At 35.3% G+C, this 13,019-nt stretch carries 13 protein-coding genes; 12 read left to right on the top strand and 1 reads right to left on the bottom strand.

Annotation, left to right across the window (positions count from 1 at the left end):
• Positions 1 to 88 precede the first annotated feature (88 nt).
• From COD11_RS17815 to COD11_RS17780, 8 genes are all read left to right on the top strand, one after another.
• On the top strand, positions 89 to 1,369 hold the full coding sequence (locus COD11_RS17815) for an MFS transporter (RefSeq protein ID WP_098798250.1): 1,281 nt from the start codon (positions 89 to 91) through the stop codon (positions 1,367 to 1,369).
• A gap of 174 nt (positions 1,370 to 1,543) precedes the next feature.
• Positions 1,544 to 1,939, top strand: a complete 396-nt coding sequence (locus tag COD11_RS17810) for a VOC family protein (RefSeq protein WP_098798249.1) — start codon at positions 1,544 to 1,546, stop codon at positions 1,937 to 1,939.
• 90 nt (positions 1,940 to 2,029) lie between these two features.
• Positions 2,030 to 2,407 carry a VOC family protein gene (locus COD11_RS17805; RefSeq protein ID WP_098798248.1) on the top strand — a complete coding sequence of 126 codons (378 nt, stop codon included), beginning with the start codon at positions 2,030 to 2,032 and terminating at the stop codon, positions 2,405 to 2,407.
• 91 nt (positions 2,408 to 2,498) lie between these two features.
• Positions 2,499 to 3,167 (top strand): response regulator transcription factor, encoded by a 669-nt coding sequence (locus COD11_RS17800; RefSeq protein WP_098798247.1) that lies wholly within the window; start codon positions 2,499 to 2,501, stop codon positions 3,165 to 3,167.
• Positions 3,164 to 4,501: a HAMP domain-containing sensor histidine kinase gene (locus COD11_RS17795; protein WP_098798246.1), complete on the top strand. Its 1,338-nt coding sequence runs from the start codon at positions 3,164 to 3,166 to the stop codon at positions 4,499 to 4,501. Before COD11_RS17800 ends, COD11_RS17795 begins: the two co-directional genes overlap by 4 nt.
• A 112-nt stretch (positions 4,502 to 4,613) precedes the next feature.
• Entirely contained in the window at positions 4,614 to 5,528 is a 915-nt protein-coding gene (locus tag COD11_RS17790) for an ABC transporter ATP-binding protein (protein WP_098798245.1), read from the top strand.
• Positions 5,525 to 6,232, top strand: a complete 708-nt coding sequence (locus COD11_RS17785) for an ABC transporter permease (RefSeq protein WP_098798244.1) — start codon at positions 5,525 to 5,527, stop codon at positions 6,230 to 6,232. Before COD11_RS17790 ends, COD11_RS17785 begins: the two co-directional genes overlap by 4 nt.
• Positions 6,233 to 6,952 carry an ABC transporter permease gene (locus COD11_RS17780; RefSeq protein WP_098798243.1) on the top strand — a complete coding sequence of 240 codons (720 nt, stop codon included), beginning with the start codon at positions 6,233 to 6,235 and terminating at the stop codon, positions 6,950 to 6,952.
• A 40-nt stretch (positions 6,953 to 6,992) separates the two neighbouring features.
• Here the strand turns inward: COD11_RS17780 and COD11_RS17775 are convergent, their stop codons facing one another.
• Positions 6,993 to 8,105 carry a chitobiase/beta-hexosaminidase C-terminal domain-containing protein gene (locus COD11_RS17775; RefSeq protein ID WP_231309513.1) on the bottom strand — a complete coding sequence of 371 codons (1,113 nt, stop codon included), beginning with the start codon at positions 8,103 to 8,105 and terminating at the stop codon, positions 6,993 to 6,995.
• Positions 8,106 to 8,310: 205 nt separating this feature from the next.
• On the opposite strand from COD11_RS17775, the gene COD11_RS17770 reads away from it, so the two are divergent.
• From COD11_RS17770 to COD11_RS17755, 4 genes are all read left to right on the top strand, one after another.
• Entirely contained in the window at positions 8,311 to 9,714 is a 1,404-nt protein-coding gene (locus COD11_RS17770) for a sigma-54 interaction domain-containing protein (protein WP_098798242.1), read from the top strand.
• A gap of 305 nt (positions 9,715 to 10,019) precedes the next feature.
• A complete protein-coding gene (locus COD11_RS17765) occupies positions 10,020 to 11,357 on the top strand; it encodes an acyclic terpene utilization AtuA family protein (protein WP_098798241.1) in 1,338 nt (445 codons plus the stop codon).
• Positions 11,329 to 11,658 carry an AtuA-related protein gene (locus COD11_RS17760; protein ID WP_098798240.1) on the top strand — a complete coding sequence of 110 codons (330 nt, stop codon included), beginning with the start codon at positions 11,329 to 11,331 and terminating at the stop codon, positions 11,656 to 11,658. The genes COD11_RS17765 and COD11_RS17760 overlap by 29 nt, the downstream gene beginning before the upstream one ends.
• A gap of 49 nt (positions 11,659 to 11,707) precedes the next feature.
• Positions 11,708 to 12,994 (top strand): CitMHS family transporter, encoded by a 1,287-nt coding sequence (locus tag COD11_RS17755; protein WP_098798239.1) that lies wholly within the window; start codon positions 11,708 to 11,710, stop codon positions 12,992 to 12,994.
• Positions 12,995 to 13,019 lie beyond the last annotated feature (25 nt).

Below are 13,019 nucleotides of genomic sequence, written 5' to 3'. Positions count from 1 at the left end.
TTAGATTCGGGTGGTCTTTTAACTCATGAATATTCTAGGAAGATAGATTATAATAATAACAGAATGAAAGAACTAGGAGCAAATACAAATGAACAAACATAACAGCAAGTACAGATGGGTCGTTTTTGCCTCCGTCCTATTCACCTATTTTCTCATAGTTAGTCAAAGAACGGCACCGGGCTTAATTACAGCTCAATTAATGAAGGATTTTCATGTAACAGCTGCAACAATTGGCATGATTGCAAGTATTCAGTTTGTCGCATATGCAGGTTTACAGGTTCCGATTGGAATTTTATCAGATCGGTTTGGACCTAATTTTTTCCTCATTGTTGGAACGTTTTTAGCTGGAATTGGAACTTTGATGTATAGTGTTGCACCCAATGAAATTGTGCTTCTTTTGGCAAGGTTAATTGTTGGAACTGGTGATTCAGCTATTTGGGTGAACTTAGTTTTAATTTTAAGTCAATGGTTCAAAGGAAATGAGTTTGTTAAATTAATTGGAATGGCTGGAATGGCGGGAAGTCTTGGCTTTTTTCTAGCATCGGTACCATTTTCTATATTCATAGGATTAACAGGTTGGAGAACTTCCTTTTTATCAATGGGTATCCTTTTATGTTTAAGTGGACTACTTCTTTATATAGTTCTGGTTCATCGTCCAAAAAAAACGATGAAAAATCATCATTCAACTCAACCTTCTGCAAAGAAAACCAGTTCCTCACCTGAAAAAACAATGGCGATATTAAAGCGTATTTTTTCAACTCGTCAAGCATGGGCAGCTTTCTTCTGTCACTTTGGTGCTGTTGGTACATATGTGGGGTTCATTGGTTCTTGGGCTGTACCATATGGAATGAACGTGTTTGATATGTCGCTTTCTAGTGCAAGTCAATTGATTATGTATGGTCTTGTTGGGGCGATCATTGGAGCACCTTTAACAACCTGGATTTCAAGTAGAATTCATTCTATAAAAAAACCTTATATGATTGTTCATTCCATTATTTTTCTTAGCTGGTCGTCATTTCTCTTATTTAGTGGAAAGCCACCATTTTTTATGATCGTTCTCTTGTTTTTCATGATTGGTTATGGAAACGGTGCAAGTACCTTAACCTTTGCCATTGTCCGCCAATCTTTTGATCCGAAAGAGGTAGGAGTTGCAACTGGTTTTGCTAATATGGGTGGTTTTTTAAGTGCTGTTTTATTACCAAGTATTTTTGGTAAAGTATTAGACTTTTTTCAAGTCTCTGAAAGCAATATAGGTTATTTCTATGGATTTATAATTCCTGTGGTTTTTTCGTTAATAGGTTTATTTGGTGGATATCTTATTAAAGAACAACGTCAGGAGGTTATGCAATCAAAGGGGTTAACCTATTGATTAGCATAAAAAGTTAATTAATCACGATTAAAAATCTCCCTAATTAGGAGATTTTTTTATGGTCTTAAATTTAAAGTTGGTCCTTTGGGAAATACAAAATAAAACAAGGAGTATCAAAACTAGTATAGAAGATACATAATGAACTAAGAAAGTACAAAATAGTAGGAGGAACTTATGAGCAGATTAGTTCATTTTGAAATTCATGTAGATAACATGGAGCGAGCTAAAAAATTTTATGGTGAGGTTTTTGGTTGGACATTCCAAGATTGGAGTGAATTTGCTGGGATGCCTTATTTCGGTGCGGTAACAGGTAGTGAGGATGAGCCCGGTATTAATGGCGCTTTAATGCAACGTCAAAGTTCTGCTCCAGAACAAAACCAGCCTCTAAACGGCTACGCATGTACAATGGGAGTAGAAGATTACGATTCCACGGAAGCTAAAATTTTGGAACAAGGTGGCAAGGTAGCGATGACTAAATATGCCCTCCCTGGTATGGCTTGGCAAGGATACTATATAGATACCGAAGGAAATATTTTTGGTTTACACCAACCTGATGTAAATGCAAAATAGAGATAAAAGGTAATTGAACCTGCACCTCTGGTGTAAAGGGCAAACTCCTTTTCCTTGTCCTTATCAAGAAATAAAAAGGAGAAAGATGTAATGATAAATAAAGTTGGAAAAGTAACGGTTTATGTACAAGATCAAGAACAGGCAAAAGAATTCTGGGTTAATAAACTCGGGTTTATCTTAAAGTTGGAACAACCAATGGGACCGAACGCTACATGGATTGAGGTTGGACCTAGTGATGATGAATTTACGACATTGGTTCTTTATTCAAAGTCAGCTATGGAGCAGCAACAACCTTCAAAAGTTGCTCATCCATCAATTCTATTTAGCACAACAGATGTTGAATCAGCGTATGAAGAAATGAAACAAAATGGTGTAAAAGTAGGGGACATGTTAAAAATGCAGTTCGGCACAATGTTTAGTTTCTATGATCAAGATGACAATGAATATTTATTAAGAGAAGATAAATAAAAAAAGGAGTTAACACTCATGAAAGATCCCATCCTATAAATAGACTTTAAGATGGGATATCTTCATGAAAGAGTAGAAAGCAGGGGAAGTTATGAATATTTTATATGTCGAAGACGAGGAAGAGTTAGGAGTATGGGTTTATCAGGATTTAACCAAGAGAGGCTATCAAGTAACATGGTTAAAAAGTGGAGAAGGTGCTCTAGAGCGAGCTGATGACTTAGATCTTGCTATCCTTGATGTTATGCTACCTGGATTAGACGGCTTTTCTATTGGAAAGAGATTAAAAAAGGCTTCACCTAAACTGCCAATCATCATGCTATCAGCGCGTTCACAAGTGGATGATAAGCTAGAAGGATTGCAATTTGCAGATGATTATATGACAAAACCGTTTCATCCAGATGAGCTTGCTGCAAGAATTAGTGTACTGTTACGTCGCTTTGATAAAATTATGCCAACTGTGGTAAAAATACAGCACTTGCAATATTATCCAAAGCAATATCAGTTGTTTGATGATGAACTTCAGGAAGAAATCATTTTAACATCAAAGCAGCTGCAAATTTTTGATTATCTATTAAAACATACCGGTCAAATTATGACTAAAGAACAAATCTATGAATCAATTTGGGGAGCGGACTTTTTTGAAGGTGACAAAACCCTGATGGTCCATATTCGTTATTTAAGAGAAAAAATCGAAAAAGATCCTGCTAAACCAACTATTATTGAAACAATTCGAGGAATTGGCTATAGGTTAAAGCAATGAAGAAATTAAGTCGTAGTTTGCAAACGAAATATTTAGTCTTAATTATTAGTGCTATGTTTATCTTGCCAATTGCCTTTCCTCTTGCATCATTTGTTGTTTACTTACCGGCATTATTAGTGAATTACAATAAAATGGAAGTTTATCAAAGCGACGAAATAGAATCAGAATGGCATGAAAAAGCTATGACTTTACAAAATCTAACTGATTCAGAAATTATTGATAGTTTAAAAGAAACAGTAAATGAACTTGAACACTCCTCTGTTTTTTGGGTGGATAACACTGGAAAAACACGATTTACTTCAAATGAAAAGGCCAGGGTTCCTGAAATTTGGAATGCAAGTGATATTGTGTTGTTTATGAAAGAAAGCTATGGAGGCGATCCGTTTACTGTTGTTTCTTTTATTGGTGAAGAGAAGAATGGCCTTATTGTCCTGCAAATTGATCGAAAGTACATGGATTATCCTATCCAGCAATTGGAGAATTACTTCGAAATCATCTATGCAATAGTTGTAGGACTATTATTGCTACTATTTATCATTCTTTTTTGGTTGTTTTTTCGAACCATTCAAAAAAGAATTGTGAGACTTCAGTCAACTATGGATATAGAAAATCAGAATATTCCTAGTAAGGTAAAAGTTGGAGAAATGGATGAGTTAGGTCAATTAGAAGATTCATTTAATAAAATGATTGAACGCTTAGAGGTTGGAAGATTGCGTGAACAAGAAGAAGAAAAGCTTCGAAAAGAGCTGATTGCGAATTTATCCCACGATCTTCGTACGCCATTAGCAACAATTCGTGCCCATGCATACTCGCTAAAAAATGAGGATATCTCTCCAGAAGGGCAAGAGTCAATCACGATCATAGATAAAAAAATTGATCATTTACATACTTTAATTGAAAATCTTCTTTCCTATACCTTATTAAGTTCAGGAAAATATTCGTATAAACCAAAGGATGTTGACGTAAATCGAGCAATTCGCCTTTCTCTTTCGGCCTGGTATCCAATTTTTGAAAAAGAAGGACTGGAAGTAGACGTTCAGTTGTTTGAAAAAACATTATCTTGGAGAATGGATCCAAATTGGTTTGAAAGAATATTGGATAATCTATTTCAAAACGTCGTAAGACATGCAAAGTCAGGTAAATATATTGGGATTCTTTGCGAGGAAGATAAGATCATTATTAAAGATCGAGGTCCTGGAATGAAAAAAAAATCGGAGCAATCAGGAGTTGGAATCGGATTATCAATCATTGAACTTATGACAAAGGAAATGGGCATGATTTGGACTATTGATTCTTCGAACGAAGGAACAACGATCACGATAACGAAACCTTAGTGAGTACGTTTGATTTTATCAACGTACTCTTTTTATTTTTAAACAAAATTTAACCTTCCTTACAACTCGATTTTAAGATTCATTGTTTATTCTGTATTCAGAGGTGATAAACATGAGTCAATTAATAGTAGAAACGAACAATTTAACAAAATCATTTAAAGGAGCACAAGCTGTTAATTCAGTGAATTTAAACATACCGAAAGGATCTATATATGGGTTCCTTGGACCAAATGGTGCAGGAAAAACAACCGCTATTAAGCTGCTTTTAGGTTTGATGAAAGAAACTTCAGGATCAATACAAATTTTTGGAAAAGACCTGAAAAAAGACAAACAAATGATTCTTAGAAGAATTGGATCTTTAGTAGAATCTCCTTCGTATTATGGTCATTTAACCGCTAGAGAAAATTTACAATTATTGCAAACAATATTACATGTTCCAAAAGAACGAATTGATGAAGTCCTTGCTATTGTCCGCTTAGAAAAAGATGATAATCGCCCAGTTAAAGGCTTTTCATTAGGAATGAAACAAAGACTTGGAATTGCATCAGCTCTTCTAGGAAATCCTGAACTTCTTATTCTAGACGAACCAACAAATGGACTTGATCCCTCTGGTATTATCGAGATTCGAGAATTAATTAAAAGTTTACCAGAAAAATATGGTGTAACTGTCCTCGTTTCAAGTCATCTTTTATCAGAGATTGATCAAATGGCAACCGAAGTAGGGATTATTTCAAAAGGATCACTCATATTTCAAGATTCTATTGAAGTTCTAAGAAAGAAATCGGTTAGCAAAATACGCATACAAACAAACAATTCCAAAGCTGCATGGAATATTTTAGTCAAAGAAGGATTAAAAGGGGAAATTGAAGGAAATTACCTTTCGTTTAAGCAAAACAAGAACAAAGAAGTCGCCGAAATGATTCGTATTCTTGTCCAACACAAGTTGGACGTTTATCGGGTAGAAGAAGTGAAAAGGTCATTAGAAAGCATTTTCTTAGACATGACGAAAGAGGAGAAAAGCTTATGATCTTAAGGTTGTTACGTAGTGATTTTAAAAAGCTAAAAGTTGGAATGTGGATTCTTGTTTTCTTAGGACCGATTGGAATTTTTGGATTAACGACTTTAAATTATATGCTTCGTTATGAATATCTTCTTCGGCAGTCAGATGATCGCTGGATGCAGCTATTACAGCAAATCAATCTTTTTCTAGCACCAGCTTTACTTTTAGGAGCAGCACTACTTGCCTCATTATCTGCAAATATTGAGCATGAAACAAATGCTTGGAAGCAGCTTCTAGCACTTCCGATTAGTAGAGTAAAGGTGTATTGTTCAAAGTTTATCATGATTAGTCTTCTATTGTTTATTCCTACAATTCTTATGTTTATAGGAACCTGGTTGTTCGGTAGTCTTTATGGTTGGGAGCAGAACATTCCGTTTCAAGAAATTGCGATTAACAGCTTTTATCCGTATTTTGCTGCAATGCCTATTTTAGCCATACAGCTTTGGTTTTCTGTCACATCAGCTAATCAAGGAACACCGCTAGCAGTCGGAATCGTTGGTGCTGTTGTGTCCATGTACTCATATGGAGGTCCTGAATGGCTCATTTGGAAATGGCCGTTGCTTAAAAATAAGTGGGATATACCTGAAATTAGTGTGTTATTAGGAATTATTGTTGGTGGTGTCATTTTTCTTATCAGTGTTATTCATTTTGAACGAAAGGATGTGAAGTAATTGCTAGGAAATTTATTATATACAGAATGGATCAAACTTAAAAAGTCAAAGGTCTTACAAATCTTATATATTAGTCCCATTCTATCCACTGTCGCCGCTTATTTTACTTTTACTGATTTTCCCGGTAATCAATGGATGAATTCATTTTTTGCCATGATTATGGTTCAAGCAATTTTGTTTTTACCATTAATTGCTGGTCTTTTTTCCGCTGCTGTCTGCAGGTACGAACACGCAGAAGGGGGATGGAAACAGTTATTAGCATTACCAGTTAATCGAACTCAGGTATATAGTGCTAAGTATATTATTGTTTGCTTATTTGTAGCCCTTACTCAGATACTATTATTAGTAGGCTTATTTCTCGCAGGATTCTTACATGGTTACAACGATACTTTTCCATGGAAGGATGTTCTTGTTCGATTGTTTATGGGCTGGTTAGGCTGTTTACCCATTATCGCTTTGCAATTGTGGGTATCTACAGCATGGTCCAGCTTTGCTGCACCTGTTGCTTTAAATGTCATTTTAACTCTACCTAACATATTAATAGCAAACTCAGAAAAATTTGGTCCATGGTACCCTTGGGCACAACCATTTTTAAGAATGGTGTTAGAGCAGCAATCAGGTTTTACCTTTTCGGTTGAAACCTTGGTGTTTGTTATTGTTGGAGGGTGTATGATTTTTACATTAGGAGGTTTGTTTTATTTTCAGAGGAAAGCGGTTTAGTGAAGAAGTGCCTGACTAATTTAACAGGCACTTCTTATTTTTATTGTTTAACTTGTCTAAACATCCAATTAATCATATCCTTGTTATCGTAGGCTGGTACCCAAGAAGCATGATTATAGCCTAATTCTGCAGGATACTCTGTATATATAGGATTTCCTCCAGCTTCTTTTATTGCCTTAATAGCATTTCTTGTATGTGAAACAGGAATTACTGCATCATCTTCCGCATGAAAAGCCCATATTGGTTTATCTTTTAAAACATGTACAGTCTCAGGATTTCCACCGCCTGCAATTGGGACCATAGCAGCAAAAAGATCAGGGTATGCAATATTCAAATTAAATGTTCCATATCCTCCTTGAGAAAGTCCTGTTGAATATAGTCGATTTTGGTCAATATTGTAATCCTCAATTACTTTTTGTAGGATTTTGTGGGCTTTTTCTAGGTCCTCTGAAAATTCAAATACTTTGGCCAAATCGACAATATTATCCGAATTTCGAGTAATTCCAAATCCACCGTCATGTTGATTTCTTGCTTGTGGTGCAAGAACAAAGGCTGGGTTTTTGGATTGATTTTCAGGTGCAGCCCATATAATAGCACCATCATTTGCAAGCAATTGCTTCTGATTATCACTTCCTCGTTCGCCACCTCCATGAAGAAAAAGAACAAGTGGGTAAGAAACAGAAGGATCATAGTTTTCTGGAATATAAAAACGATATGGCATGTTATTATATTCAAACTCTAGAAACTTATTAGCAATATCCTCTCTATTTACAAAATTGTAATTGAATGTGACCACCTCGCTTCTAGTATTTCCTTTATTTTTTGTAAGTGCTTTTTCGTTAACATGACCACGAATAGCAAAAGCCTTAATTGTTACATCTTCATCAATTGCAATAGGCTCTGAATACAAAGTACTGTTTTTAGTAGGTATACTACCATCTGTTGTGTAATAGATTTTAGTCCCCGGGGTACTAGTTGATAAGGTAACGAGCTGTTCCTTGTAATATTGACCAGAATTGTGCGAGGCAGATGGCGGCTGTACAGCATCATTAGTTGGATGGTTGCCTGCGAATGCTGAAAGAGAGAAAAAGCAGAACATAGAGAGTGTGGCTACAGTAGCGCTAATGAAAAATTTTAGTTTTCTTTTTAACACAAAATCCCCTCCCATTTTCTAAAATTAAGATTCAGAATCTTTTGTTAACGGTTACATCGTATTATGAAGAATTTTAAACTGTCAATAAAAATCTTTTTATCATGTTAGTGAAAAATGTGGATTTTTCTTGTTAGAATAAGGATTACACATACAAAAAAAAATTTATTGATAGAGATTGGATTTATTTTATTTGAGGAGGTTTGACATGTTATATGAAAACTTTAAGGAGTTTTCCTTAGAAGATCAATTAGACTGGTTTAAAGCTACGCTCCACTCCATTCATGATGGTGTTTTAGTAATAGATTGTAAAGAGATTGTTAAATTAATTAACCCTGAATATACGCGTATTACAGGAGTACAACCTAATGAAATTATTGGAAAACCTCTTCGGTTAGTTCGTCCAAAAGCACAATTAATTGAAACGTTAAAAGACGGAAAAGAACGAATTGGGGTTTATCGGAAAGAAGGAACTGTGGAATATGTTGTTGACATGGCCCCAATTATATTAAACAACGAAATAATTGGGGCTGTTTCGATTTGTAAAGGGTTAACAGAAGTTCATAAGCTTTCAAAAGAACTAGAGAAAAACAAACAAAAACTATCTCAATTAAAAGAAAGAATGGACACCTTATATCAAGCTAAATATACATTCGATCAAATAATCGGCTCTGAAAGTGGACTGAAAAGAGTTGTTCACTTAGGAAGAAAAGCAGCTGAATCTAATTTACCGGTTTTAATTATTGGTGAAAGTGGAACAGGAAAAGAACTATTCGCTCAAGCAATTCATAATGCAAGTTCTCGTGCAGAAAAGCCATTTATCCCAGTGAATTGTGCGTCTATTCCAGCATCGCTCATTGAAAGTGAGCTTTTTGGATATACGGAAGGTACTTTTACAAGTGCAAAAAAGGGAGGGAAGCTTGGTTTATTTGAAATAGCAAACTCAGGTACAATTTTTTTAGACGAAATAGGTGAATTATCTTATGATCTTCAAGCTAAACTTTTACGAGTTTTGCAGGAAAAAACACTTAGACGTGTAGGTGAAGCAGGAGAAAGACTAATAGATGTTCGTGTAATTGCTGCAACAAATCGTGATCTAAAACAGCTTATAGAAAAGAAACGATTTCGTGAAGATTTGTATTTTCGGCTGAATGTATTGCACCTTGATATTCCGCCACTTCGTAAAAGGAAGCAGGATATTCCCGACATTATTGATTTCATTTTACACAAGCACAACCTACATTCTGAAAGTGAACGGTATTATCGATTACACCAATCAACCCTTGCCATTCTAAAAGCTTACGATTGGATCGGAAATGTACGAGAATTGAAAAATACAATTGATTATGCTGTATGCATGGCAGACGAAAGAGATATTTTACCTGAACATTTACCTAGTAGCTTTCATGGAGAAATTATTAGTATCTCAAAAAGAAATTCTAACTATCTTTTAAAAGCAGCTGTTGAGGAGACAGAGAAAAATATCATTACAGATGTTTTGCAAAAACATGGTTCTGAACTGGAGGATAAGAAAAAAGCAGCTAAGGAACTTGGGGTGTCTTTAGCAACACTTTATAACAAAATGAAAAAGTATCAACTATATGATTTCTAAAAAATTAGAAAAGAACTTGTGTTTATTCTAAGGATTTAGAATAACAGTCTTCACAACTGATTGACGATCAAAAGAGGTTTATTGGTTATTTTAAATTCTAAAAATTTAGAAACCCACTTTTTAAAACGCTTTCATTAAGCGTTTTTTATTTTGGCATGGAAGTTGCATAAGTAATGATGTAACTGAATTTACAGGAAGGATCTGGTCTAATATTTCAAGATTAATAAATTGCATCAAGAATAATTAATTAAAAGGACTAAAAAACAATTTTTTGAGTACTTTTAGTCTTTATTGGGGTGAAATAAATGTTAAAGATCGGAAGTGGAGCTGGATTTTCAGGTGATCGGCTTGAACCCGCTGTTGAACTGGCTCAAAAAGTAAAACTGGATTATTTAGTATTAGAGTGTTTAGCTGAAAGAACAATCGCCATTGCCCAGAAAGAAAAGAGGAAAGATAAAAATAAGGGTTACGATCCTCTACTTGTTGATCGAATATCTGCCTTATTACCAGTATTGGATAAAAAACGATTCCGAATCGTAACAAATATGGGAGCGGCCAATCCAATGGCTGGTGCTAAAAAGATTATTAAGATTGCAAATGAAATGAATATTTCTTGTAAGGTTGCAGTTGTATCAGGTGATGATGTGATACAAGAGCTAGATAGTGAAAATGAAGTCCTTGAAAACACAAATAAGGTTAGAGATTATCAAGTAATCTCAGCTAATGCTTATTTAGGAGCCAAGGCACTTTTACCAGCTTTACAAACTAAAGCAGATATTATTATTACAGGACGTGTTGCTGATCCATCATTATTTCTTGCGCCGATGATCGATTACTATGGTTGGTCACTAAATGATTATGAAACATTAGGGCAAGGTACTGTGATTGGACATTTACTTGAATGCGCTGGTCAAATTACAGGTGGCTATTTTGCGGATATAGGAGAAAAAGAAGTTGATAGGTTAGCAGACATAGGTTTTCCATTTGCAAGTATTGAGAGGGATGGAACAGCCATTATTTCAAAGACTCCTGACTCAGGTGGTGTAGTAAACTTACGAACAGTTAAAGAGCAACTACTATACGAGGTCCATGATCCAACTCAATACCTAACACCAGATGTAACAGCAGATTTTTCTAATGTTAAGCTGACTCAGCTAGCTGAAAATGAAGTAAGGGTAGAGGGGGGAAAAGGTACGAAAAAGCCTAGTGCTTATAAAGTATCTATTGGTTATGATGCAGGTTATCTTGGTGAAGGAGAAATTTCTTATGCAGGTTCAACCGCTGTTCAAAGAGCCAAGATGGCGGAGTGTATATTAAATAAAAGACTTTGTCAAAAGATACAAGACTTAAGGATTGATCTGATTGGTCTTTCCTCCGTTCATCGTACAAACTTAGGAAATGATCAACCTTATGAAGTAAGACTACGAGCAGCTGCTCTTTGTAAAGATATAAAAGAAGCTCACAGTATTGGAAATGAAGTAGAAGCACTATACACTAATGGACCGTATGGAGGCGGTGGTGCAAGAAAAAGAGCAATAGAATGTTTAGGTGTTGTTTCAACTTTTATAGAAAGAAATTTAGTTGATAAAAAGATACAAGTGGAGGTTATAACGCATGAAAGGAAAGCGAATCAAACTATATGAGGTAGCACATAGCAGAGCAGGTGATAAGGGGAATACCTCTAATCTTTCACTTATCCCATTTAAGGAAAGTGATTTTGATTGGATAGGTCAGGTCGTAACTGTAGAACGAGTAAAGGAGCATTTTAAGGACATTTTTGATGGTGAAGTAATTCGTTATGACATACCATCTATTAAATCCTATAATTTTGTTTGTAAAAATAGTTTACTAGGAGGGGTAACGACCTCTCTTGCACTAGATACACATGGGAAAAGTTTGAGTAGCGCTTTATTGGAAATGGAAATTCCTTTATTGAATGAGTAGAAAGTAATTAGCAGCTTGTAAGCGCTTAAATTACGTTAGGAGGAATCATATGTTAGCGACCTTAGGATTTTTAACGATCGGCGTTTTCTTATTATTGATTTTAACGAAAAGAGTATCCGTTATTGTCGCGTTAATTGTTGTTCCACTTGTATTTTCTTTAATAGGAGGATTTAGTTCCGATATTGGAACTCTTATGTTAGAAGGAATTCAAAGCGTAGCTCCAACAGGAATTATGTTAGGATTTGCCATTTTATTTTTTGGTGTAATGAATAATGCTGGATTATTTGACCCTATTATTTCAAGAGTATTAAAGTTGGTAAAAGGAGATCCATTAAAAATTGTTATTGGAACAGCGGTTATTTCTATGGTTACTCATCTTGATGGATCTGGGGCTTCCACATTTTTAATTACAATACCAGCTCTTTTGCCTTTATATGATAAATTAAAAATGAATCGACTTGTTCTAGCAGGTGTTGTTGCATTAGGTGCTGGAGTAATGAATATTATGCCATGGGGCGGGCCAACAGCAAGAGCTGGCAGTGCATTAGAATTAGATCCTGGGGCTATTTTTTCACCGCTTATACCAGCAATGATAGCAGGAATAATTTGGGTACTTTTTGTTGCTTATATTCTTGGTAAAAAAGAGAGAAAACGATTAGGTGTTACAGATATGGAATATGATTATGATCAAGAGCTTTCAGAAGAAGAAAGAAAAATGAGAAGGCCTAAATTATTTTGGATTAACCTAGTTATTACCATCCTAACAATTGTCGCACTTGTAAAAGTTTGGCTTCCTCTACCAATAGTGTTTATGGTTGCATTTGCTATTGTTTTACTTATAAATTATCCTAAACCAAATGACCAACAAGAACAAGTCAAGAGTCAAGCACTTGGAATGGTAACTGTTGTATCAATTATATTTTCAGCTGGAATTTTTACTGGCATTCTAAGTGGAACAGGCATGATCGAAGCAATGGCATTAGCTATGGTTAATATTATTCCTGAGGGGATTGGGGGATCAATGGCTATAGTTATTGCAGTTATTAGCATGCCAATCAGCCTTCTTTTTACACCTGATGCGTATTATTTTGGTGTTTTGCCAGTATTAAGTCAATCAGCTGAAATATATGGAGTTGCACCGATCGAAATGGCCAGAGCTTCCATCTTAGGTCAAATGACAACTGGTTTCCCACTAAGTCCTTTAACGGCTTCAACCTTTTTATTAATTGGTTTAGCAGGAGTTGAATTAGGGGATCATCAGCGCTTTATTTTTAAATGGGCATTTGGCACAACAATTGTGATGGCCATTGTCGCCCTTATTATTGGTGCGATCTAAGAACTAAAAAGGGGCTGACCCAAAA

The sequence above is a fragment of the Bacillus sp. AFS040349 genome (assembly GCF_002577655.1).
In the GTDB taxonomy this organism is placed as follows: Bacteria; Bacillota; Bacilli; order Bacillales; family Bacillaceae; genus Metabacillus.
The sequence above is the reverse complement of the archived record's forward strand: the minus strand, read 5'-3'. Positions and strand labels throughout refer to the sequence as shown.